Source organism: Paraburkholderia sp. (assembly GCF_004298475.1).
GTDB lineage: Bacteria > Pseudomonadota > Gammaproteobacteria > Burkholderiales > Burkholderiaceae > Paraburkholderia > Paraburkholderia denitrificans.
The window spans coordinates 1-22850 of sequence record NZ_SCRP01000011.1 but is presented as its reverse complement, the minus strand read 5'-3'; the positions used below and the strand labels follow the sequence as shown (position 1 = coordinate 22850).

General features: G+C 65.4%; 24 protein-coding genes. 9 read left to right on the top strand and 15 right to left on the bottom strand.

The features are described from left to right. On the top strand, positions 1–83 hold an 83-nt coding region (locus EPN59_RS07025), incomplete at its 5' end, for an IS3 family transposase (RefSeq protein WP_293032843.1). A gap of 97 nt (positions 84–180) precedes the next feature. Here the strand turns inward: EPN59_RS07025 and ychF are convergent. Beyond that, positions 181–1275, bottom strand: a complete 1095-nt coding sequence (gene ychF / locus EPN59_RS07020) for a redox-regulated ATPase YchF (RefSeq protein WP_293032837.1) — start codon at positions 1273–1275, stop codon at positions 181–183. Positions 1276–1726: 451 nt separating this feature from the next. On the opposite strand from ychF, the gene EPN59_RS07015 reads away from it, so the two are divergent. The 4 genes from EPN59_RS07015 (at position 1727) to EPN59_RS07000 (ending at position 6642) form a co-directional block, all read left to right on the top strand. After that, positions 1727–2899, top strand: coding sequence for a UbiH/UbiF family hydroxylase (locus EPN59_RS07015; protein ID WP_293032835.1), 1173 nt, complete (start codon positions 1727–1729; stop codon positions 2897–2899). A 235-nt stretch (positions 2900–3134) separates the two neighbouring features. After that, on the top strand, positions 3135–3863 hold the full coding sequence (locus EPN59_RS07010; RefSeq protein ID WP_293032833.1) for a DsbC family protein: 729 nt from the start codon (positions 3135–3137) through the stop codon (positions 3861–3863). A 200-nt stretch (positions 3864–4063) separates the two neighbouring features. Continuing rightward, complete coding sequence (locus tag EPN59_RS07005; protein WP_293032831.1) at positions 4064–5854, top strand: PDZ domain-containing protein; 1791 nt, start codon at positions 4064–4066, stop codon at positions 5852–5854. A gap of 191 nt (positions 5855–6045) precedes the next feature. Further along, entirely contained in the window at positions 6046–6642 is a 597-nt protein-coding gene (locus EPN59_RS07000) for an NAD(P)H-dependent oxidoreductase (RefSeq protein WP_293032829.1), read from the top strand. Between the two features lie 116 nt (positions 6643–6758). Here the strand turns inward: EPN59_RS07000 and EPN59_RS06995 are convergent, their stop codons facing one another. The 6 genes from EPN59_RS06995 to trpE all read right to left on the bottom strand — a co-directional run bounded on the left by EPN59_RS06995 (position 6759) and on the right by trpE (position 12490). Beyond that, entirely contained in the window at positions 6759–7508 is a 750-nt protein-coding gene (locus EPN59_RS06995; RefSeq protein WP_293032839.1) for a uracil-DNA glycosylase, read from the bottom strand. A 348-nt stretch (positions 7509–7856) separates the two neighbouring features. After that, positions 7857–8492 carry a CYTH domain-containing protein gene (locus tag EPN59_RS06990; protein ID WP_293032827.1) on the bottom strand — a complete coding sequence of 212 codons (636 nt, stop codon included), beginning with the start codon at positions 8490–8492 and terminating at the stop codon, positions 7857–7859. 15 nt (positions 8493–8507) lie between these two features. Next, positions 8508–9293, bottom strand: coding sequence for an indole-3-glycerol phosphate synthase TrpC (gene trpC / locus EPN59_RS06985; RefSeq protein WP_293045761.1), 786 nt, complete (start codon positions 9291–9293; stop codon positions 8508–8510). Between the two features lie 51 nt (positions 9294–9344). After that, a complete protein-coding gene (gene trpD / locus EPN59_RS06980) occupies positions 9345–10376 on the bottom strand; it encodes an anthranilate phosphoribosyltransferase (RefSeq protein ID WP_293040816.1) in 1032 nt (343 codons plus the stop codon). A 13-nt stretch (positions 10377–10389) separates the two neighbouring features. Continuing rightward, positions 10390–10983 (bottom strand): aminodeoxychorismate/anthranilate synthase component II, encoded by a 594-nt coding sequence (locus tag EPN59_RS06975; RefSeq protein ID WP_293040814.1) that lies wholly within the window; start codon positions 10981–10983, stop codon positions 10390–10392. Between the two features lie 13 nt (positions 10984–10996). Beyond that, the gene (gene trpE, locus EPN59_RS06970; RefSeq protein ID WP_293040812.1) at positions 10997–12490 is read right to left on the bottom strand and encodes an anthranilate synthase component I; all 1494 of its coding nucleotides are present in this window, start codon (positions 12488–12490) and stop codon (positions 10997–10999) included. On the opposite strand from trpE, the gene EPN59_RS06965 reads away from it, so the two are divergent. Beyond that, the gene (locus EPN59_RS06965) at positions 12489–12842 is read left to right on the top strand and encodes a hypothetical protein (RefSeq protein ID WP_293040810.1); all 354 of its coding nucleotides are present in this window, start codon (positions 12489–12491) and stop codon (positions 12840–12842) included. The genes trpE and EPN59_RS06965 overlap by 2 nt on opposite strands. Before the next feature lie 209 nt (positions 12843–13051). On the opposite strand, the gene EPN59_RS06960 is transcribed toward EPN59_RS06965, so the two are convergent. Together EPN59_RS06960 and rpe are read right to left on the bottom strand one after the other, a co-directional pair. Beyond that, the gene (locus EPN59_RS06960; protein ID WP_293040808.1) at positions 13052–13783 is read right to left on the bottom strand and encodes a phosphoglycolate phosphatase; all 732 of its coding nucleotides are present in this window, start codon (positions 13781–13783) and stop codon (positions 13052–13054) included. 8 nt (positions 13784–13791) lie between these two features. Continuing rightward, positions 13792–14481: a ribulose-phosphate 3-epimerase gene (gene rpe / locus EPN59_RS06955; RefSeq protein WP_293040806.1), complete on the bottom strand. Its 690-nt coding sequence runs from the start codon at positions 14479–14481 to the stop codon at positions 13792–13794. Positions 14482–14751: 270 nt separating this feature from the next. Here rpe and apaG point away from each other — a divergent pair, with 270 nt between their 5' ends. Continuing rightward, the gene (gene apaG / locus EPN59_RS06950; RefSeq protein WP_293040804.1) at positions 14752–15126 is read left to right on the top strand and encodes a Co2+/Mg2+ efflux protein ApaG; all 375 of its coding nucleotides are present in this window, start codon (positions 14752–14754) and stop codon (positions 15124–15126) included. Between the two features lie 24 nt (positions 15127–15150). Here apaG and EPN59_RS06945 read toward each other — a convergent pair whose 3' ends face one another. Next, positions 15151–15291 (bottom strand): hypothetical protein, encoded by a 141-nt coding sequence (locus tag EPN59_RS06945; protein WP_293040802.1) that lies wholly within the window; start codon positions 15289–15291, stop codon positions 15151–15153. On the opposite strand from EPN59_RS06945, the gene EPN59_RS06940 reads away from it, so the two are divergent. After that, a complete protein-coding gene (locus tag EPN59_RS06940) occupies positions 15257–16588 on the top strand; it encodes an MltA domain-containing protein (RefSeq protein ID WP_293040801.1) in 1332 nt (443 codons plus the stop codon). The genes EPN59_RS06945 and EPN59_RS06940 overlap by 35 nt on opposite strands. A gap of 113 nt (positions 16589–16701) precedes the next feature. On the opposite strand, the gene paaK is transcribed toward EPN59_RS06940, so the two are convergent. The 5 genes from paaK to paaN all read right to left on the bottom strand — a co-directional run bounded on the left by paaK (position 16702) and on the right by paaN (position 21508). After that, positions 16702–18000: a phenylacetate--CoA ligase PaaK gene (gene paaK / locus EPN59_RS06935; protein WP_293040799.1), complete on the bottom strand. Its 1299-nt coding sequence runs from the start codon at positions 17998–18000 to the stop codon at positions 16702–16704. 76 nt (positions 18001–18076) lie between these two features. Continuing rightward, a complete protein-coding gene (paaI, locus tag EPN59_RS06930) occupies positions 18077–18508 on the bottom strand; it encodes a hydroxyphenylacetyl-CoA thioesterase PaaI (RefSeq protein WP_293045764.1) in 432 nt (143 codons plus the stop codon). Positions 18509–18563: 55 nt separating this feature from the next. Next, positions 18564–19355 (bottom strand): 2-(1,2-epoxy-1,2-dihydrophenyl)acetyl-CoA isomerase PaaG, encoded by a 792-nt coding sequence (gene paaG / locus EPN59_RS06925; RefSeq protein ID WP_293036532.1) that lies wholly within the window; start codon positions 19353–19355, stop codon positions 18564–18566. A gap of 70 nt (positions 19356–19425) precedes the next feature. Next, entirely contained in the window at positions 19426–19710 is a 285-nt protein-coding gene (locus EPN59_RS06920) for a hypothetical protein (RefSeq protein WP_293036530.1), read from the bottom strand. Positions 19711–19807: 97 nt separating this feature from the next. Further along, the gene (gene paaN / locus EPN59_RS06915; protein WP_293036528.1) at positions 19808–21508 is read right to left on the bottom strand and encodes a phenylacetic acid degradation protein PaaN; all 1701 of its coding nucleotides are present in this window, start codon (positions 21506–21508) and stop codon (positions 19808–19810) included. Positions 21509–21644: 136 nt separating this feature from the next. Here paaN and EPN59_RS06910 point away from each other — a divergent pair, with 136 nt between their 5' ends. Further along, a complete protein-coding gene (locus tag EPN59_RS06910; protein WP_293036526.1) occupies positions 21645–22421 on the top strand; it encodes an enoyl-CoA hydratase in 777 nt (258 codons plus the stop codon). Positions 22422–22850: the final 429 nt, after the last annotated feature.

Sequence of the window (22850 nt, the reverse complement as noted above, 5' to 3'; positions counted from 1 at the left end):
ACTACTACAACCACGAGCGCATCAAGCTCAAACTAAAAGGCCTGAGCCCCGTGCAGTACAGGACTCAGGCCTTGCCCACCTAGCTATTTAACCGTCCAACTTCGTGGGGTCAGTTCAGAATCGCGGGCTTATCGGGGGGACATCAGAGCGAGTGAGAAACGCTCATCCCGTCATTTCAACTCAAACATTAAACAGGAAGTTCATCACGTCGCCGTCGTGCACGACGTATTCCTTGCCTTCGGCGCGCATCTTGCCGGCTTCCTTCGCGCCTTGCTCGCCCTTGTACGAGATGAAATCGTCGAACGCGATGGTCTGCGCACGGATGAAGCCGCGCTCGAAATCCGTGTGGATCACGCCGGCCGCTTGCGGCGCGGTGTCGCCAACGTGGATCGTCCACGCGCGCACTTCCTTCACGCCCGCCGTGAAGTACGTCTGCAGCCCGAGCAGCTTGTAGCCCGCGCGGATCACGCGGTCGAGGCCCGGCTCGTCCATGCCCATGTCGGCGAGGAATGCGGCCTTGTCTTCGTCTTCGAGATCGGCGATTTCGGCTTCGATCGCCGCGCACACGGCGACGACCGGCGATTTCTCGGCTTCAGCGTACTTGCGCACGGCGTCGAGGTGCGGGTTGTTCTCGAAGCCGTCTTCCTTCACGTTCGCCACGTACATCGTCGGCTTCGCGGTGATGAGGCAGAACGGCTTGAGGAGCGCCTGTTCGTCTTCCGAGAGGCTCAGCGCGCGGACCGGTTTCGCCTGGTCGAGCTGCGCGCGCGCCTTCTCCAGCACGGCGGCGAGCTTCGCGGCTTCCTTGTCGTTGCCCGACTTCGCGGCCTTCGAGTAGCGCGTGAGCGACTTCTCGACGGTGCCGAGGTCGGCGAGTGCGAGTTCGGTGTTGATGACTTCGATGTCGGCGAGCGGATCGATCCTGCCCGCGACGTGGATCACATTTTCGTCTTCAAAGCAGCGCACGACATGCGTGATCGCATCGGTTTCGCGGATGTTGGCGAGGAACTGGTTGCCGAGTCCTTCGCCCTTGCTCGCGCCCGCGACGAGGCCCGCGATGTCCACGAACTCGACGACGGCCGGCACGACGCGCTCGGGCTTGACGATCTCGGAGAGCTTCGCGATGCGCGGATCCGGCACTTCCACCACGCCGACATTCGGCTCGATCGTGCAGAACGGATAGTTCTCGGCGGCGATGCCCGCCTTGGTCAGCGCGTTGAACAGGGTGGACTTGCCGACGTTAGGCAAGCCGACGATGCCGCATTGGAGGCTCATGAAATTCTCTGCATATCAGGGTGGGGACGTGCGGCTCGCCGGATCGGGGCGGCCGCATTCCGCGCGGGGGGCGGCGGAGCGGGCGCAGGCGGCACGTCGGGAGAGTGACGCGGGTCACCCAAAACCGCAATTGTAACCTTGTCCGGGCGCTGCTTTGAGTGCGCACCTGTTCGCCCGGACGACAGCGCGCGCCGGTTGCGGCATGCACGCCGCATTTGAGCGCTCCGTGCGGCAATGCAGCGCGCGCTGGGCGCGGGCTAGGTGCGCGCTGAGTGCGTGCTGAGGAAGCGAGCCGCCCGTGGGCCGCTCGTCGCCTGCGTGCACGCCGCAGCGGGTCCGCCGTGTGCGCCCTTCAAGGCACCGCAGCGACGCCCCAGCCGTGCCGTTTACGGCCCCGCAAGCCCTGCCCGCACAGCACTTGGGCGGCCATGGCCGCGGCTATAATGCGCAAATGACAGCAACCAATCAGACTTTCGATGTCGCGGTGATCGGCGGCGGGCTTGTCGGCAAGTCCGCCGCGCTCGCGCTGACCCAGAGCGGCCTGCGCGTCGCCCTGCTTGCGCAACCCTGTGCCCCCCTTCCTGCCGGCGCCGTGTTCGACGCACGCGTCTACGCCTTTTCACGCAGCTCGCAGTCGCTGTTCGAGCGGCTGCGGGTCTGGCAGGCCATCGACGCCGCGCGGATCACGCCCGTCTACGACATGCGCGTGTTCGGCGATGCCGCCGCCGAGCTTCACTTCTCGGCGTATCAGGCGTCCGTCGCGCAGCTCGCGTGGATCGTCGAATCGTCGGTCGTGGAGCGCGCGCTGGATGCCGCGCTGCGCTTCCAGCCCAATCTCACGTGGATCGATTCGCGCGCGCAGACGTTCGACGTCAAGCCGGACGCTGCCGTGATCGGCCTCGCCAATGGCCGCACGATCGAAGCTGACCTCGCCGTGGGCGCCGATGGCGCGCATTCGTGGGTGCGCGCGCAGATCGGCTCGGGCGTCGAGCGGCGCGAGTATCGTCAGACGGGTGTCGTCGCGAATTTCCGCGCGTCGAAACCGCACGGCGAAACGGCGCTGCAGTGGTTCCGTGACGGCGAGATCATCGCGCTCCTGCCGCTGCCGAACCAGCATGTGTCGCTCGTCTGGTCTGCGGAAACGGATCACGCCGCGGCGCTCGTCAAGCTCGATGCGCAGCAGCTCGCAGCCGAAGTCGAGCGCGTGACGCAGCAGCAGGTCGGCACGCTCGAGTGCGTGACGCCCGCGCAGGGCTTCCCGCTTGCGCTGCAGACCGTCGACCGGCTGATCGCGCCGCGTGTCGCGCTGGTGGGCGATGCCGCGCACCTGATCCATCCGCTCGCGGGGCAGGGCGTGAACCTCGGTCTGCGCGACGTGGCGGCGCTCGTCGACGTCATCGCGGGCAAGGAAGCGTTCCGCGACCTCGGCGACACGGTGCTGCTGCGCCGCTACGAGCGCGGCCGCCGCGAGGACATCCGCAAGCTGATCGTTGCGACCGATGGTCTTCAGCGGCTGTTCTCGATTCCCGGTACGATTGCGCGTGCCGTGCGCAACACGGGCATGGCGTTCGTCGGCGGGCAACCGCTCATCAAGCGCTGGCTCGTCGCTTCGGCACTGGGCTAGCCGCGCGTGCGGCGCTGTCGCGCGCCTGGCCGCCGGGCGGCGTGGTGGGAATAGCGGTCGCTGCACGGCCACGGCGGTTTCAGAATGGCCGATGTGGCCGATGTGGCCGAGGTAACAAAGCGCGGCGGCGAAACGGTGCAGGCGCAACGGCCGCGCGGTAAGCTGCTGCGGTGTTGCCACTCACACAGGATAAGGGCGTGCGCGAGCCGCGCGCGGTCGAAACAGGAAGTCACTCATGCAAACGCGAATCCGGATTGCCGCGCTGATTCTGGCGGCGGCGAGCACCGTGCTCGGCTGTTCGGCGAAGGCCGATCCGGCCACCGACAAGCTGAAGGCCACGCTGCAGGCGCGCCTCGGTTCCGACACCGAGATCAAGAGCATCACGAAGGCGCCGATGGCGGGCCTCTACGAGGTGAACCTCGGCACGCAGGTCGTGTACACCGACGCGAAGGGCGAATACGTCCTGCTCGGCGATCTCGTCGACATGAAGACCGGCCGCAATCTCACCGAGGCGCGCCGATCCGAAATCAACCGCGTCGATTTCGCGAGTCTGCCGCTCGCGAACGCGGTGAAGGTCGTGAAGGGCAACGGAAGCCGCAAGATCGCGGTGTTCTCGGACCCGTACTGCTCGTACTGCCGTCAGCTCGAAAACTCGCTGAAGTCGGTCGACAACATCACGGTCTACACGTTCCTCTACCCGATTCTCACCCCTGATTCGTCGGTCAAGGCGAAGCAGATCTGGTGTTCGGCGGATCGCGGCAAGGCGTGGGAGCAGTGGATGCTCGAGCGCCGCGCGCCGACGGCTGCGGGCAACTGCAACACCACCGCACTCGACAGCAATCTTGCGCTCGGCGAGAAGATGAATCTGACCGGCACGCCAACCGTGATTCTTGCCGATGGCCGCCGTCTGCCAGGCGCGGTCGATGCGAACCGGCTTGAGCGCGAACTGAGCGACACGCACTGAAGTCGATCCGATCCCACCGGCCGCTACTGCGGCCGGTGTTTTTTTCGGGCCCGCCATTCGACCCGGACTCGCGCATCTGCCGCTGTTTCCCTATCTGAAGCGCGTGCCCGAGGCGCAAACCGCGATGCCCGGGCCGTTCGCGCCGCGCCGCGGGCCAGCCGCCAGGTGCGCTCCCTGAACCACCGTCACCCATCCAGCCGATGAAGCCGATCCGATACACCATCGTTCCGAAGCAACCCGCCGCACATCTGTTCGAGGTGAGCGTCACCGTCGACGATCCCGCGCCCGAAGGCCAGCGCTTCATGCTGCCCGTGTGGATTCCGGGCAGCTACATGGTGCGCGAGTTCGCGCGCAACATCGTCACGCTGCGCGCATTCAACGACGCCGGCCGCAAGGTGCGCGTGACCAAGAGCGACAAGAACACGTGGCAGGTCGCGCCGGTGAAGGGCGCGCTGACGTTGCGCTACGAGGTGTATGCGTGGGATCTCTCGGTGCGCGCGGCGCATCTGGACGACACGGTCGGCTTCTTCAACGGCACGAGCGTATTTCTCGCGGCGATTGGCCGGGAAGACGCACAGTGCATCGTCGATATCCAGCGCCCCGGGGGCCATGCGTTTCGCCACTGGCGTGTCGCGACCGCGATGACGGAGGCGCGTGGCACCAAGCGCTACGGCTTCGGCGAGTATGTCGCTTCGAGCTACGACGAGCTGGTCGACCATCCGGTGACGCTCGGCGAATTCCTGCTCGCGAGCTTCGAGGCGTACGCCGTGCCGCACGACATCGTGATCGCGGGCCGCGTGACCGGGCTCGATACCGCGCGTCTCGTCGCGGATATCAAGCGGATCTGCGAAGCGCAAATCGCGCTCTTCGAGCCGCGCACGAAACGCGCACCGATGGAACGCTACGTGTTCATGACGCAGGCCGTGAGCGACGGCTACGGCGGGCTCGAACACCGCGCCTCGACCGCGCTCGTCTGCAACCGCACCGATCTTCCCGTGAAGGGCAGGACGGAGATGAGCGAAGGCTATCGCACGTATCTCGGCCTCTGCAGCCACGAGTACTTCCACACCTGGAACGTGAAGCGCATCAAGCCGGCTGCGTTCGTGCCGTACGACCTCACGCGCGAGGACTATACGTCGCTCCTGTGGCTGTTCGAGGGCTTCACGTCGTACTACGACGATCTGATGCTCGTGCGCACCGGCCTCATTTCCGCCGACGACTATTTCGGTCTCCTCGGCAAGACGGTCGGCGGCGTGCTGCGCGGCACGGGACGCCTGAAGCAGACCATCGCGGAAAGCTCGTTCGATGCGTGGATCAAGTACTACCGCCAGGACGAAAACGCGTCGAACGCCATCGTCAGCTATTACACGAAGGGCTCGCTGGTGGCGCTCGCGTTCGATCTCGCGATCCGCGCCGAGACGAACAGCCGCAAATCGCTCGACGATGTGATGCGCCTCTTGTGGCAGCGCTACGGGCGCGATTTCTATCGCGGCAAGCCGGTCGGCGTGAGCGAGGAAGACGTCGAGGCGCTGATCGCCGAAGCGACCGGCGTGTGGCTCGGCAGCCTCTTTCACGGCGCGGTGAACAGCACGCGCGATCTGCCGCTCGCGGAACTGTTCGAGCCGTTCGGCGTGTCGCTCGACGGCGAGCCGGAGCGCGGCGCGAAGCCGTCACTCGGTGCGCGTTTGCGCGGCGGCGCGGAAGCCGTGCTGTCGGTCGTCTTCGAGGGCGGCGCGGCGCAAAAGGCGGGGCTCTCGGCTGGCGACGTGCTGATGGCGCTCGACGGCCTGCGCGTGACGGGCGCGAATCTCGACAGCCTGCTCGCGCGCTATCAGCCGGGCGCGAAGGTCGAGATCCATGCGTTCCGCCGCGACGAACTGCGTGTCGTGCGGCTCACGCTCGACGCACCGGAGCGCGCGCGCTACAAGCTCGCCGCCGCCGACAAGCGCACGGGCCCGCGCACGTTTCGCGAGCGCTGGCTCGGCGTCTGAGCGGCGCGCAAAAGCACGCGCGGCGGCAAAAATCGGACAAAAGCGGCGCACAGCGTCGCTTTTTTTATGCCTGCGATCGTTCCGCTGCTGCAACAATCCGTCGTCGCCGGACTACTTTTTCGGTGTACGGCAAATCAACACAATGGCTCCACTCGCGCAACCTTGCGCAACTGATACCCGAAGGAGCCACCATGACCACGATCCTGCAGATCAATTCCGCCGCCCGCTCGCAAGGCGCGCAGTCGACGCTGCTCGCCAACGAATTGACGACCCGCCTGCAACAATCGAACCCCGGTTCGAAAATCGTCTCGCGCAACCTGCAAGCCGAGCCGCTGCCGCACCTGGACGACGCCATCCTCGGCGCGTTCTTCACGCCGGCCGAGCAGCGCACGCCCGAGCAGCAGGCCATCGCCGCGCGCAGCGAAGCGCTGATTGCGGAACTGCAGGCCGCGGACATCGTCGTGATCGGCGCGCCGCTGTACAACTTCGGCATCTCGTCGCAGCTCAAGACCTACTTCGACTGGATCGCGCGTGCGGGCGTCACGTTCCGCTATACCGCGAACGGTCCGGAAGGTCTCGTGAAGGGCAAGAAGGTGTACGTGGTGTCGGCGCGCGGCGGCAAGTATCAAGGCACCCCGAACGACACCCAGACGCCGTACCTGAAGACGTTCCTCGGCTTCCTCGGCATGACCGACGTGAACTTCATCTACGCCGAAGGCCTGAACCTGGGGCCGGACGCCGCGAGTGCCGCGCTCGCGAGCGCGCGCGAGGCGATTGCCGCCGCGTAAGTTCTGTCTGGGTTTGCTTGGTTTTGCCTCGGTTGGAAAGCAAAAACGCCACGAATGCAGTTTTCGTGGCGTTTTTTTTCGTCGGCGCGCTTCGGGAAGCCGCTGCGCGTGCGGACTCAGGCGAGCACTTCGGCCTTGTTGGGCAGACGCCAGTCGATCGGCGTGCGGCTCTGCGATTCGAGGTACGCGTTGGCCTGCGCGAAATGCCCGCAGCCGAGAAAACCGCGATGCGCGGAAAGCGGTGACGGATGCGGCGCTTCCAGCACGCAATGCGCGCGGCCTTCGACGAGTGCGCGCTTGGCCTGCGCGTGCGCGCCCCACAGCATGAACACGAGATGTTCGTGGCGCGTGGCGAGTTCGTGGATCAGCGTGTCGGTGCAGCGTTCCCAGCCGCGCTTCGCGTGGCTCGCGGCATTCGCGCGCTCCACGGTCAGCACCGTGTTGAGCAGCAGCACGCCCTGGCGCGCCCACGCGTCGAGACAGCCGTGCTCCGGTGCTTCAATGCCGAGGCTCGCCGCGATCTCCTTGAAAATATTGCGCAGCGACGGCGGCGGCCGCACGCCGGGCGGCACCGAAAACGCGAGCCCGTGCGCCTGCGGCGTGCCGCGATCCTCGCCGTGGTACGGGTCCTGGCCGAGGATCACGACTTTCACGTCGTCGGGCGAGGTGAGGCGCAGCGCGCGGAACACATCGGCGGGATAGACGGTCTTGCCCGCAGCGCGTTCTTCATCGACGAAACGGCAGAGCGGCGCGCAGGCGTCGCTTGCGAGAAACGGCTGCAGCAGATCGCGCCACGCGGCGGGCAGGGCGTCGAACTGGTCTTCCAGGCGTTCTGCAGGCGCGGGTGCTATGGGAGACGTCGGCATGGTCCGGGGTTTCGTCGTTTGCGTCGTTTGCCTTCTTTTCGTTGTTTTGGGCGCAGCGGTGCGGATGGGCGTCGGCTGGTCGTCGTCGAAAAGCGAGAACAGCGAGATCTGACGCGGATCGACCTCGGGTGCCTGCATGTCGTCGTGTGCGGCCTGCGATGGTGCGGTGACGAGGTTGTCGAAGAGCGAGGCCTGCACCGGAGCCGCCGCGCGGGAGCGTTTCGTGGAAGTCATGGGCGGCAAGTGTCGCAGCAAACGCGCGGTGATTCAATGCAGCGAAAAAAGGGGCAATGCAGGGGGGGCGGCGCACAGGGGCCGCACAAACATGAATCGCCCCACGCACCGCGCTCAATTTTCGCGTAGCCGATATCCGCGTTGCGCCTTGCTGATGTTCTCGGGCGCGAGCCCGGGCAGTTCGGCTGTGAGTTGCGCGGCGAGCTTGTGCAACGCGGCTTCGTCCCCGGCTTTCAGTTCCAGTTCGATTTCGCAGATCGGCGTGCGGCGTGTTTCGCCGTTCACGTCAGCGGTGATTTCGCCCTGGTCGACGGCCGCCTCGATTTGCGCGCCGTCGACTGCGAGCATCCACAACGTGCGCGTGAAATCGGTGCGAAAGAGGGCGATCAATGACGAAGCCGCATCGGCCAGCGCCGTCGCAACGTCCGCGACGCCCGCATCGTCGCATTCGCGCAGGAGCCGTGCGGTTTCGAGCGCTTCGCCTGCCACCGGCATTTCCCACTCGTGCCGCGCGTGCAGGCCGTTTTGCGCGACGCCGGCCGTCTTGAACGTCTGCAGCCAGCCATCGGGCGTGCGCCGCAGCCGCAGCGCGCTTTTCGCGCGCGCGAGCGTCAGCGCCGGCGTATCGAAGTAGATGTTCTCCAGCCGCACCGCGCGGCCCGTCGTGCCCGCGCGCGACGCGAAGAGCCTGAGCGCCGCATCCACTTCGTCGTGCGGCAGCGCGAGCTTGATTTCCCGCTCGATGGCCATGTTCGGGTTCCGTCCTCAGAAGAACATGCGGGCGAGTTCGACGCCCGGCTGCTCCGCGCGCATGAACGCCTCGCCGACCAGGAACGTATGCACGTTCAGCGCGCGCATCTTCTCGACGTCGGCGCGCGAGAGAATGCCCGACTCGGTCACGACGATGCGGTCGTCCGGCACGTCTTCGAGCATGTCGATCGTCGTTTGCAGCGTCGTTTCGAAGCTGCGCAGATTGCGGTTGTTGATGCCGATGAGCGGCGTCTTCAGCGTGAGCGCGTGGTCGAGTTCGTCGCGGTTGTGCACTTCGACGAGCACCGCGAGCCCGAGCGAATGCGCGTACGCTTCGAGTTCGCGCATCTGGCCCGGATCGAGCGCGGCGGCGATCAGCAGGATCGCGTCGGCGCCCATCGCGCGCGCTTCGAGGATCTGATACGCGTCGACGATGAAGTCCTTGCGCAGCACGGGCAGCGTGCATGCGGCGCGCGCCGCTTCGAGATACGCGGCGCTGCCCTGGAAGAACTGCACGTCGGTGAGCACGGAGAGGCACGCCGCGCCGTGCTGCGCGTAGGAGCGCGCGATGTCGGCGGGAACGAAGTGCTCGCGCAGCACGCCCTTCGACGGGCTCGCCTTCTTCACTTCGGCGATCACGGCCGCCTCGCCGTTCGCGTGTTTTGCACGCAGCGCGCCGACGAAGTCGCGCAGATCGCGCGACGACGCTTCGAGGCGCAGGGCTTCGAGCGGCGCGCTCTGCTCGGCGGCGCGCACTTCTTCGCGCTTGACCGCGATGATCTTTTCGAGGATGTCGCTCATGGTGTGTCCGTCATTCGTACCGGTTTCAGCGTGTGAATTCAGCGTTTGAATTCAGCGTTTGAACTGGCGCGTGAAGCGTACCAGTTCGTCGATCTTGGCGCGGGCGCGCCCGCTTGCGATGGTCTCGCGCGCGAGCTGGATGCCGTCGGCGATCGACGCCGTCACGTCTGCCGAATAGAGCGCCGTGCCCGCGTTCAGCACCACGATCTCGCGCGCGACGCCCGGCTCGTTCGACAGCGCGCCGAGCAGCAGCGTCTTCGATTCGTCGGCGTTTTCCACCTTCAGCGAGCGGTTCGACACCATCTGCAGGCCGAAGTCCTCGGGATGGATTTCGTACTCGTGCACGGCGCCGTCCTTCAGTTCGCCGACGAGCGTCGATGCGCCGAGCGAGACCTCGTCCATGCCGTCCTTGCCGTACACGACGAGCACGTGTTTCGCGCCGAGCCGCTGCATCACGCGCACCTGGATGCCGACCAGATCCGGGTGGAACACGCCCATCAGCTGATTGGGCGCGCCGGCCGGATTCGTGAGCGGGCCGAGGATGTTGAAGATCGTGCGCACGCCGAGTTCGCGGCGCACGGCGGCGATGTTCTTCATCGCCGGATGATGGTTCGGCGCGAACATGAAGCCCATGCCCGTTTCGGCAATCGAGGCGGCCACCTGGTCGGGCTGCAGGTCGATGTTCACGCCGAGCGCTTCGAGCACGTCCGCGCTGCCCGATTTGCTCGACACGCCGCGGTTGCCGTGCTTGGCGACCTTCGCGCCCGCGCCCGCGGCGACGAACATCGCCGCCGTCGAGATGTTGAACGTGTGCGCGCCGTCGCCGCCCGTGCCGACGATGTCGACGAAGTTCGAGTTGTCCTTCACTTCGACGTGGTTCGCGAATTCGCGCATCACGGTGGCGGCGGCCGCGATCTCGCCGATGGTTTCCTTCTTCACGCGCAAGCCCGTGATGATGGCGGCCGAGAGCACCGGCGAAAGCTCGCCGCGCATGATGAGACGCATGAGATGCAGCATCTCGTCGTGGAAGATCTCGCGGTGCTCGATCGTACGCTGCAGCGCTTCCTGCGGGGTAATCATGATGTCGTCTCCGTGCTTATGCATCGCGTACGGCTCCCGTGCGCTTCGATTGCTTGAGGAAGTTCTCGAGGAGCGCGTGGCCGTGTTCCGAGAGGATCGATTCAGGATGGAACTGCACGCCTTCGACGGCAAGCTCGCGATGGCGTACGCCCATGATCTCGCCGTCCTCGGTCCACGCGGAGATTTCGAGGCAGTCGGGCAGCGACTCGAGCTCGATGGCGAGCGAGTGATAGCGCGTCACGCTGAAGTGCTTGGGCAGATCGGCGAATACGCCTTTGCAGTCGGTTTCGATCTGGCTCACCTTGCCGTGCATGATGGTCTTCGCGCGCACGACGCGTCCGCCGAACGCCTCGCCGATCGCCTGATGGCCGAGGCACACGCCGAGAATCGGAATCCGGCCGGAGAATTCGCGCAGCACGCCGAGCGTGATGCCCGCATGCTGCGGGTTGCTCGGGCCCGGCGACAGACAGATGCGCTCGGGATTCAGACGGGCGATTTCGTCGAGGGTGATTTCGTCGTTGCGATACGTGTGGACGTCTTCGCCGAGTTCGCCGAAGTACTGGACGATGTTGTAGGTAAACGAATCGTAGTTGTCGATCATGAGCAACATGGTCTATCTCCGCTCAGAAGTCGCTGTCGAGGCCGTCCTGCACCTGCTCGGCGGCGCGCAGCACGGCGCGCGCCTTGTTTTCGGTTTCCTGCCATTCGGACTCGGGCACCGAATCCGCGACGATGCCCGCGGCGGCCTGCACATACAGATTGCCGTTGTGGATGAGGCCGGTGCGGATCGCAATCGCCAGATCCATCTCGCCGTTGAACGAGAGGTAGCCGACCGCGCCGCCGTACAGGCCGCGCTTCACGGGTTCGAGTTCGTCGATCAGTTCCATCGCGCGCACCTTCGGCGCGCCTGAGAGCGTGCCGGCCGGGAACGTCGCGCGCAGCACGTCGAAGTTGTTCATGCCGGGTTTGAGCGTGCCTTCGACCGAACTCACGATGTGCTGAACGTGCGAGTACTTTTCGATGACCATCTTGTCGGTCACGGCGACCGAGCCGATCTGCGCGATGCGGCCCACGTCGTTGCGCGCGAGGTCGATCAGCATGACGTGCTCGGCGATTTCCTTCGGATCGTTCAGCAGTTCGGTTGCGAGTTCGGCGTCGCGCTCGGGCGTGTTGCCGCGCGGCCGGGTGCCCGCGAGCGGACGGATCGTCACGATGCGGTCTTCGCCGCGCTGTTCCTGGCGCACGAGAATTTCCGGCGACGCACCCACGACGTGGAAATCGCCGAAGTTGTAGTAGTACATGTACGGCGACGGATTGAGCGAGCGCAGCGCGCGATAGAGCGACAGCGGATTGTCGCGATACGGCTTCGTGAGGCGCTGGCCGACCTGCACCTGCATCAGTTCGCCCGCGGCGATGTATTCCTTCGCGCGGCGCACGGCGGCGAGGTAATCGTCCTTCGCGAACTCGCGGAAGATCTCGGTGCGCACGCTCGACGACGTGACCGGCGGCTGCACGGTCGTGCGCAGACGCTGCTTCAGTTCGCGCAGGCGCTGCTTCGCTTTCGTGTAGGCCTCGGGCGTTTGCGGATCGGCGTAGACGATCAGATAGAGCTTGCCCGCGAGGTTGTCGATCACGGCGACTTCCTCGGTGAGCAGCAACTGGATGTCGGGCAGGCCGAGATCATCGGGCGGCGCGGTATCGGCGAGCTTTTTCTCGATATAGCGCACTGCGTCGTAGCCGAAGTAGCCCGCGAGGCCGCCGCAAAAACGCGGCAGGCCGGGGCGCTGCGCGACCTTGAAGCGGGCCTGGAACTGCGCGATGAATTCGAGCGGATCGCCTTCGTGCGTTTCGATTACCTGATCGTCGCGCACGACTTCGGAGACGCCGCTGCGCGCCCGGATCAACGCGCGCGCGGGCAGCCCGATGAACGAATAGCGGCCGAACCGCTCGCCGCCCACCACCGATTCGAGCAGGAACGAGTTGGCGCCCGCGCGTTCGGGCTGGGCGAGCTTCAGATAGAGCGAGAGCGGTGTTTCGAGATCGGCGAGCGCTTCGGCGATCAACGGGATGCGGTTGTAACCCTCGTTGGCGAGGGACTGGAATTCGAGTTCGGTCATGTTCCGATCCTTCCTGTTCGTGCGGCCGGTCGCGGCGCTGAAGGGCGCGGCGGACAAGCGCGATGGCGACTGGTTCGAGTGCCTTGGTGCTGCGTTTGGGTTGCTGCGGGGCTGCTTTGGGGTTGCCGTGGGTTGCCTTGCAGTTGCCTCGCGGTTGCCATCAGGCCGCTTTTTGGCGCTGCGCTCGCTCGCGATCCCGGCGCCCGGATGCGAAGGCGCCGATGTGCGGATGTTACTCGACGTCCAGGACAGGCGCGGCGTTGCCGTCTTGCGCTCTCCGCCCCGCCGGATAAAGCGATGCGACACGCAGGCACGACCAACGCCAGCGGCCCGTGAGCCGGCAGGTGAGTGACCGCAACAGTCTGAAAACGAGAAATGCGCGAAAGCGCAGCGAAATAAAAAACGGTGCTGAAGGCGAAACGACACGGTGCTTCAGCGAACCTCGGCAGCGGGCAGAGGTTAGTGCGACCAGCGACGCCAGGGCCAGGCTCCCCGGTCGATGCTGCCCAGACTCCGTTTTTTATTGAGAAACATGAGGAAAGGTGACGGTCAGTTGATCACTTAGGTCAGAAGATTGTGTGCTGCGATGGCCTTCGCGGCGTCGAGCAGCGTGGCAACTATACCATCCGATTTTATTTGTTGTACAGGCTGGCCGTGGTTGTAGCCGTAAGGCACCGTAAGCGTCGCCATGCCCGCCGCGCGGCCCGCAATCGCGTCGTTCTCCGAATCGCCGATCGCCACGGCCGCCTGCGGCGCCACGCCGAGCCTGGCGCAGGCCGTGAGCATCGGCAGCGGATCGGGCTTTTTCTTCGGCGTGCTGTCGCCGCCGAGCACGGCCTCGAAATACCGGATGAGCCCGTATTGCTCCAGCAGTTCGACGGCGAAGCGATGCGGCTTGTTCGTCACGCACACGAGCCGCACGCCCGCGTCGCGCAGCGCGGCGAGCCCCGCAACGACATCCGGATACAGACGCGTGTGCCGTCCGTTGATCTTCGCGTACTCGTCCTGGTAGAGCGCGAGGGCTTCCTCGAAGCGCGACTGGGCGTCGTCCTCGGGCAGGCGCTGCGCGAGCACGCTGCGGATCAGGTGCTCCGAACCCTTGCCGACGAAGCCCATCACTTCCTCGCGTGTCGTCTCCTCGGCGTCGATCTGGGCCAGCATGCCGTTCAGGCCCGCCGCGAAGTCGTCGGCCGTGTCGACCATCGTGCCGTCGAGGTCGATCAGCGCGGCCTCGATACGCGGCGCGGCGAACGCGATCGGCGCGCTTGTCGGTGCGCTTGTCGGTGCGCTCATAGGTGCGGTCATTGCGCGGCGCTCACCGTGGCGAGCTGCGCGCGCATCTGGTCGATCACGGCCTTGTAGTCCGGCTTGCCGAAGATCGCCGAGCCCGCGACAAAGGCGTCGGCGCCCGCCGCCGCGATTTCGGCAATGTTGTCGACCTTCACGCCGCCGTCGATCTGCAGATGGATCTCGCGGCCGGTGCGCGCCGTGTAGGCGTCGATCTTCGCGCGCGCCTCGCGCAGCTTGTTGAGCGCTTCGGGAATGAACGACTGGCCGCCGAAGCCCGGATTCACCGACATGATCAGCACGAGGTCGAGCTTGTCCATGACGTGATCGATGTAGTTGAGCGGCGTGGCCGGGTTGAACACGAGGCCGGCCTTGCAGCCGTGCTCGCGGATCAGCGAGAGCGTGCGGTCGATGTGATCCGAGCCTTCGGGATGGAAGCTGATCAGGTTGGCGCCGGCCTTCGCGAAATCGGGCACGATGCGGTCGACGGGACGCACCATCAGATGGACGTCGATCGGCACGTCGACGTGCGGGCGGATCGCCTCGCACACGAGCGGGCCAATGGTGAGGTTCGGCACGTAATGGTTGTCCATCACGTCGAAGTGGATCCAGTCGGCGCCCGCTGCGACGACGTTGCGGACCTCCTCGCCAAGACGCGAGAAGTCGGCGGACAGGATGCTGGGAGCGATATGGAATTGCGTCATGACGAAATCGGAGGCGGACAGAAAAGCGTTATTTTACCGTTACATGCGTGCGTGGCCGGCGCCGCTGCGCAACGCCGCCCGGGTGCGCGACGGCATGCGCCGCGGCGGGGCGTGCGGTGCGCCCGGTCGCGTGCACGGTTGCGGCTGCCCGCCGCATGAAGCAGAATGCGAAACCAGAGCCCGATGCGGGAGATGCCCGCGCCGCCTGGGTGCGCGGGGCTGGCGGGTCTTCGCTCCATGCGTGGTCCCGCGTTACCGACCGGAATCAGGATGAGCCAGTATCAATTCAGCGTGACCTCGCAGGTACGCTACCTGCCCGACGAATCGGACCCGGAACGCCGGCAGTACGCGTTCGCCTACACATTGACCATCCGCAACACCGGCCAGGTGAGCGCGCAGTTGATCGCGCGCCACTGGATCATCACCGACAGCGAAAACCATGTGCAGGAAGTGAAGGGGCTCGGCGTGATCGGGCACCAGCCGCTGCTCAAGCCCGGCGAGCAGTTCGAATACACGAGTTGGGCCGTGATTGCCACGCCCGTCGGCACGATGGGCGGCGAGTACTTTTGCGTCGCCGAGGATGGCGAGCGCTTCGAGACGCCCGTTGCCGAATTTGTCCTGCGCATGCCGCGCACGCTGCATTGAACCCGCGCGCGCGTGGACCGTCTCCTAGTCCTGACGCCGGTCGTGCGCAGAGCGCTTCTTCCTGCCCGATGCGGTCCATACAACGATGAAAATCAGCAGGAATAGCGCGAGCAATGCTTCCAGACCAAACATGAGCATCGGATATTCGTCGAGCAGATCAGACATGGCGGTATCCCGTAAGAGCAGACATTGTATGCGAGCTTCGATGAGCGCCTGGGCGCTCGCATTGACGCGCAATCGCGGGCTCACGCCCGGGTTCCGTGCGGAGCGTGATGCGCCCGATGTGACCGGTGTGACCGGTGTGACCGGGCGGCAGGCCGGCCCGCAGCGGGGTTTTGCAGGTTTCGCGGGTTTTGCGCGTATCGGCGCGTGGATCGGCGGTGCAGCGCTTGCCGTGTTGCTCGCCTCTTGCGGCGGCACAGGCTACGTGCGGACCTCGCCGCCGGGCGGTGCGGCCGCCGTGCCTCCCCAGATCGCCACCGAGCGCCTCACGCCGGTTGCCTGGCAGCAGGTGCCGGGCTGGCAGGACGATTCGCTGATCGGCGCCGCCGCCGCGTTGCGAGCGAACTGCACGCGCCTCGCGCGCGATCCGCGCTGGCTGCGTGCGTGCGCCGCGGCTTCCGGACTCGACGATCTCGACGCAGCAAGCGCGCGCACCTTCTTCGAATCCTATTTCACGCCGTTCCAGTTCGCCAACAGCGACGGCACGCTCGACGGCCTGGTAACCGGCTATTACGAGCCGTTGCTGCACGGCTCGCGCGTGCGTCGCGGCGTTTATCAGACGGCGCTTTATCGCTGGCCTTCCGGCTATCGCGCGGGCGCCGCGCTGCCGACGCGCGCGCAGCTCGAGCGCTCGGGCGTGCTCAATGGCAATGAGCTTGTCTGGGTCGACGATCCGATCGAAGCGTTCTTCCTGCAGGTGCAAGGCTCGGGCCGGATTCTGATGGAGGACGGCAGCGTGATGCGCGTCGGCTTCGGCGGAACCAACAACCAGCCGTACCGTTCGATCGGCAAGTGGCTGCTCGATCGGGGCGAACTCACGCCCGCGCAGGCGACGATGCAGGGCATCAAGGCTTGGGCGCGCGCGAATCCGTCGCGTGTCGACGCGCTGCTCGACACGAATCCGCGTTTCGTCTTTTTCCGCGAAATGCCGGGCTCGGAGAGCGCGCCGCAAGGCGGCGCCGATGGCCCGATCGGCGCACTCGGCGTGCCGCTTACGCCGGAGCGATCCATCGCGGTGGATCCGTCGGCGATTCCGCTCGGCACGCCGGTCTTCCTGCAGACCACGCGACCGCTCACGAATACGCCGCTTAACCGTCTCGTATTCGCACAGGACACGGGCACGGCGATCAAGGGCGGCGTGCGCGCCGACTACTTCTGGGGCCTCGGCGACGATGCCGGCGATCTGGCCGGCAAGATGAAGCAGGGCGGCCGCATGTGGCTGCTGTTCCCGAATTCCTGAGCGTGTCGCAATCGGATGCAACGGAGAGCCGGTGTATGCCGGCTTTTTTGTCGGATGCGGCCTCGAAGAAGGGCTTAAAGCGCCTAAAGGACTGAAAGGGCTTACTTCGGGGCTCACTTCGGGCGCTTGTCGATGACGCGGCGCGCCTTGCCGACCGACCGCTCGATGCCGTTGACCTCCAGTACCTCGACGATTGCCGTCACGCCGATCAACGCCTTGATGTCGTGCGCGAGCGCCTTGCGCGCAATTTCGAGCGCGGCGCCGTCGGGTGCGCTCTCGGGGCACGGTTCTACGTGGAGCGTCATCACGTCGAGCGGCCCGTCCTTCGTGAGGACGATCTGGTAGTAGGGCGCGAGCGTGTGCTGCCGGAGCAGCAGCTCTTCGATCTGTGTCGGGAACAGGTTCACGCCGCGGATGATCAGCATGTCGTCCGAGCGGCCCGTGACCTTCTCCATGCGGCGCATGGTGCGCGCCGTGCCCGGCAAAAGACGCGTGAGGTCGCGCGTGCGGTAGCGGATGACGGGCAGCGCCTCCTTCGTGAGCGACGTGAACACCAGCTCGCCGAATTCACCGTCGGGCAAGACTTCGCCCGTTTCCGGATCGACGATCTCGGGGTAGAAGTGATCTTCCCAGATCGTCGGACCGTCGCGGGTTTCGGCGCACTCTGCCGCGACGCCCGGGCCCATGACTTCCGATAAACCGTAGATGTCGAGCGCGGTGATGCCGACGCGTTTCTCGATGACGGCACGCATCTCGTTCGTCCACGGCTCGGCGCCGAAGATGCCGAGGCGCAGCGAACAACGCGCCGGATCCATGCCCTGGCGCTCCATTTCGTCGGCGATGGCGAGCATGTAGCTCGGCGTCACCATGATGATGTCGGGACGGAAGTCCTGGATCAGCTGAACCTGTTTTTCGGTCTGGCCGCCGCCGAACGGGATCACGGTGAGTCCGGCGCGCTCGGCGCCGTAGTGCGCGCCGAGGCCGCCGGTGAAGAGGCCGTAGCCGTAGCTCACGTGGACCTTGTCGCCGGGCCGGGCACCCGCCGCGCGCACCGAGCGTGCGACGAGGTTGGCCCAGGTGTCGATGTCGCGTGCGGTGTAGCCGACCACGGTCGGCTTGCCGGTCGTGCCCGAGGACGCGTGGATGCGCGCGATCCGCTCCTGCGGCACGGCGAACATCCCGAACGGATAGCTGTCGCGCAGATCCTGCTTGGTCGTGAACGGAAAGCGCGCGAGATCGGCGAGCGACTGCAACTGCGATGGATGCACGCCGGCTTCATCGAATTTGCGGCGATAGACCGGCGAATTCTCGTACGCGTGATTCAGCGACCATTTCAGCCGGTCGAGCTGAAGCGTCGCGAGTTCGTCGCGGCCGGCCGTTTCGATTGCTTCGAGCGGCAGCGTCTGTGTCATCGGTATCTCCTGAGCCTTCGGTGCGCTGCTGGGTGCGTCGGTTGGGTGAATGCAAAACCGGGTGAGAAAACGCGGCTTACCCGGCTACCGGAATGACGTTGCCGCGAATCTGCGCGGACTTGCCTCTGAAGAGCGCAACAATCTCGCCCGCCCGGTTCGTCACGCTGATGTCGTAGATGCCGTTGCGTCCCGAGAGGATCTGCTCCACGGCTTCAGCCGTCAGCACGTCGCCGGGCTGGACCGGGCGGAGGAACTCGATCGAGCAGCCGGCTGCGACGGTGTTGACGTTGTACGAATTGCAGGCGAACGCGAACGCAGAATCGGCGAGCGTGAAAATCAGGCCGCCGTGGCAAATCCGATGGCCGTTCAGGAACTCGGGCCGCACGGTCATGGAAAGGCGCGCGTAGCCTGCGCGGATTTCCAGCAGTTCGATGCCGAGCGCGCGCGAGCAGGTGTCTGCGTCGTACATGGCTTGCGCGGTGGCGCGTGCGAGTTCGTCGGGCGTCATGGCGGCGGGCAAGGTGTGTGGCATGGCGAGTGGTTTGGACTGTGGTGAGGACATGTCAGCGGCCCTCGAAGCGCGGTGCGCGCTTTTCGATGAACGCCCGAACTCCTTCGGCGTAGTCGTGCGAGGCACCGAGTTCGCGCTGGAGATCGCGTTCGAGATCGAGTTGCTGCTCGAGCGTCTGCGAGGCCGAGGCGCGCATCGCTTCGCGTGTGGCGACGATGGCGCGCGTCGGCTGCTTCGCGAGCTGCGCGGCGAGGGCGGCGGCGGATGGCGCGAGTTCGGCGTCGTCGGTCACTTGCCAGACGAGGCCCCAGCTTTCCGCTTTCTCGGCGGACAGGCGCTCGCCCGTCATCGCGAGGCCGAGTGCTCGCGCCATACCGACGCGCTTCGGCAGGAACCACGTTCCACCCGAATCGGGCACGAGGCCGATTTTGACGAATGCCTGAATGAAGCTCGCCGAGCGCGCGGCGAGCACGATGTCACAGGCCAGGGCGAGATTCGCGCCCGCGCCGGCTGCGGTGCCGTTGATGGCGGCGATGACGGGCATCGGCAGCGCCTGCAAGCGTTTGATCAGCGGATTGAAATGCTCGTCGATCAACACGCCGAGGTCGGTCATCGCGCCGGGCGTGAAGTCGAGGTCCGCGAGATCCTGGCCTGCGCAGAAGCCGCGGCCTGCGCCGGTCAGCACCAGCGCACGTGCGCCAGCGGCGACGACTTCGTCGAGTGCCGCCGCGAGTTCGCGATGCATGGCGCGCGTGAAGCTGTTGAGCTTGTCCGGACGGTTCAGCGTGATTGTCGAGACGTGCGTGGCGGCGTCGGTCTCGACACGGATCGCATCGTAGGGCATCGGGTCTCTCCTTTTCTCCTGAGGCCGCCGCGTGTTGCGCACGGCGGCGGGTCGGTGCTGCACGTTCGTGTCAGAGGCGTTCGATGGCGAGGGCGATCCCCTGGCCGACGCCGATACACATCGTGCACGGCGCGTAACGTTCTTCCGTGCGTTCGAACTGATAAAGCGCGGTCGTCACGAGCCGCGCGCCCGATGCGCCGAGCCGATGACCGAGCGTGATCGCGCCGCCGGCTGTTGCTATATCGGGCGCGCGGATCGGCGCGGAGCCGAGGTCGTCTGCGCTGACGTCTTTCAATGCGTCGCCGTAACGGCTGAACGGGGTGCGAATCGCGTCGCAGGCATAGGCTTCGGTCATCTTGGATACCTCGGGCAGGCGCGCGTGAGTGCGCTCATGCCCTTCATTAGAGAGGATGAGAGAGCCGGACGCTATTAGCCCGAACGGCATATGCCGTTCAGCCAGCTGCAACCGGTGCGGCTTTGGGTTCAGTATGGACGCGGCTTTGAACGACGCGGAAGCGGTTCGCCACGAAAGCGGCGTCGGCCAGCGCGGCGTTCGCGGCGGGGTTTGCGCCGGTGCCGTGGAAGTCGGAGAACGCCGCCGACTGGTTGACGAACACGCCACCTGTCAAGTTGATCGAGAGCGCCACGCCGCCCGTGATCGCAGCTTCGTGTGCGGCTTCTATGACTGCATCGTCGGTGCTATAGACGGAAAGTGTCAGTGCGCCGTGATCCCGCGCGATCGAGCCGGCCAGGGCGAGCGACTGCGCGGTCGAATCGGTGGCGATGACAAACGAGATCGGGCCGAACCATTCGCGCGTGAACGATGCATCGTCGCGCGCGGCGTCGAGCGACAGTACGAGCGGCGTACGCACGCGCGCGCCGGCGAATTGGGGATGTTCGAGCGTCAGGCTGTCGGCGAGAACGGGGCCGAGCTTGTGCGCCTCGTCGATACGCGCCGTGACGCTTTCGTTCTGGATCGCACCGAGCACCTCGACGGCGCGGACCGGATCGGCCACGAACTTCTGGACCGCGCCCGCAATCGCCTGGGCGACCGCTTCGAAGCTGATGTGACCTTCGGCCGTGCGAATGCCGTTGCGAGGAACATAGATATTCTGCGGCGCCGTGCACATCTGGCCCGAGTAGAGCGAGAGCGAGAAGGCAATGTTGCGCGCGACGGCCTTCAGGTCGTCCGCGGAGTCGATCACGATCTGATTGACGCCGGCTTTCTCCGTGTACACCTGAGCCTGATGCGCATGCTGTTCGAGCCAGTCGCCGTTCTGCGTGCTGCCCGTGAAGTCGATCAGCTTGATTTCGGGGCGCAGTGCGAGCGCCTGGACCAGCGCGCCGTCGTTGGGATCGGTGGCAAGCAGCGTGACCACGTTCGGATCGAAGCCCGCTTCGCGCAGCACGTCACGCGCAATGCGCACGGTGATCGCGAGCGGCAGGATCGCACCCGGGTGCGGTTTGACGATGACCGTGTTGCCCGTGGCCAGATCGGCGAAGAGGCCGGGGTAGCCGTTCCATGTCGGAAACGTGCAGCAACCGAGCACGAGGCCGGTGCCGCGCGGCACGACCATATAGCGCTTGCGCATCGCGAGCGGCGGGTTCTTGCCCTGTGGCTTTTCCCAGTGCGTGTCGGCCGGGATGCGGCGCAACTGATCCCAGGCGTACGCGATGGCTTCGAGCGCGCGGTCCTGGGCGTGCGGGCCGCCGGCCTGGAACGCCATCATGAAGGCCTGGCCGGTGGTGTGCATCACGCTATAGGCGATTTCGAAGCTCGCACGGTTCAGGCGCTCGAGGATTTCGAGGCTCACGCCCACCCAGGCCCGCGGGCCCGCGACGCGCCAGTCGCGCCGGGCCTCCTCGGCTGCGGCGATGAGCTGGTCGGGTGTTGACTTCGGATAGCGTGCGCCAAGCGCGAAACCGAACGGCGACGCTTCGCTGCCGACGGTTTCGCCGGTCGTCGGCTGGTCTAGTTCGAAGGTACGGTTCAGGTGTGCTTTGAACGCGGCTTCACCATCGACGCTGGCTGTTTCCCCGTACACTTTCGGGCTGGGCATCTCGGAAAACGGGCTCCAGTAGCCGCGGGTTTCGATGGCGGCAACCGCCTTTTGCAGCATGGCTTCGTGCTTGGCGAACAAAGGATTTGTCATGGCGCAGGCAGATGAAAAGTTGGATGGAACCTGCGCCGGCTCATTAACCGACCGGTTGGTTGGTAAATGTTAGCATTAGTCAAAATTTGTCGTAAAAGATTTTTCGAACGACTTTTCTTTCGTTGAAGGAGGGGGTATGGGGTACGAGGATATTTTGGTTGAGACGCGCGGCAAAGTCGGTCTGATCACGCTCAATCGGCCGAAGGCGCTGAACGCGCTGAACGATGCGCTGATGGACGAGCTAGGCGCTGCGCTGAAGTCGTTCGACGCCGACGATGAGATTGGCGCGATCGTTATCACGGGCAGCGAAAAGGCGTTCGCGGCCGGTGCAGACATCGGCATGATGGCGAGCTACACGTTCATCGACGTCTACAAGGGCGACTACATCACGCGCAACTGGGAGACGATCCGCTCGATTCGCAAGCCGGTCATCGCTGCGGTTGCGGGTTTTGCGCTGGGTGGCGGCTGCGAGCTGGCGATGATGTGCGACATGATTTTTGCGGCTGACACGGCGAAGTTCGGTCAGCCGGAGATCAAGCTTGGCGTGATTCCAGGCGCGGGTGGAACGCAGCGCCTGCCGCGCGCGGTATCGAAAGCGAAGGCGATGGATCTGTGCCTTACGGCGCGCATGATGGATGCGACCGAGGCAGAGCGCGCCGGACTCGTGTCGCGTGTGATTCCTGCCGCCGATCTGCTCGATGAGGCCATTGCAGCGGCCAATACGATTTCCGGCCACTCGCTTGCGGCGGTGATGATGGCGAAGGAGGCGGTGAACCGCGCGTACGAGACGACGCTTGCAGAAGGCGTGCACTTCGAGCGCCGCATGTTCCACGCGCTCTTTGCGACGGAAGATCAGAAGGAAGGGATGGCGGCGTTCATCGAAAAACGCAAGCCGGTCTTCACGAACAAGTAGATCCGAGGGTTACACCGCCGCCCTGTGGCGGCGGAGATCGAAAATTTTTCTACGCGCCCCCTTGCGCGATGGCGGTGGTGGGGGGTAAGATTCGCCCCCTTCGCAGTACGGACGTGATGAAACAGGCGTCCGGGCAGTGGAGGCCGCCGCAGAAACGGGCGGCGCGGAGTCGGCAGCTTTCGAGCAGTGATGCAAAAAAAGGGTTGACGAAGCGAAAAAGATTCTTCATAATCTCGTTTCTCTGCTGCTGACGCAGTGACGCAGAAAACGCCGGATAGCAAGTCGTTGTTTTACGGCGGTTTCAGCGAGCGATCTTTAAAAATTTACAGCCGATAAGTGTGGGCGCTTGATGCGGTCAGCGACTCCGGTCCGTTCTTCGGGATGGGCCGGGAAAAGCAAAAGTATCAAGAGTCTCACACTAAAGTAAGT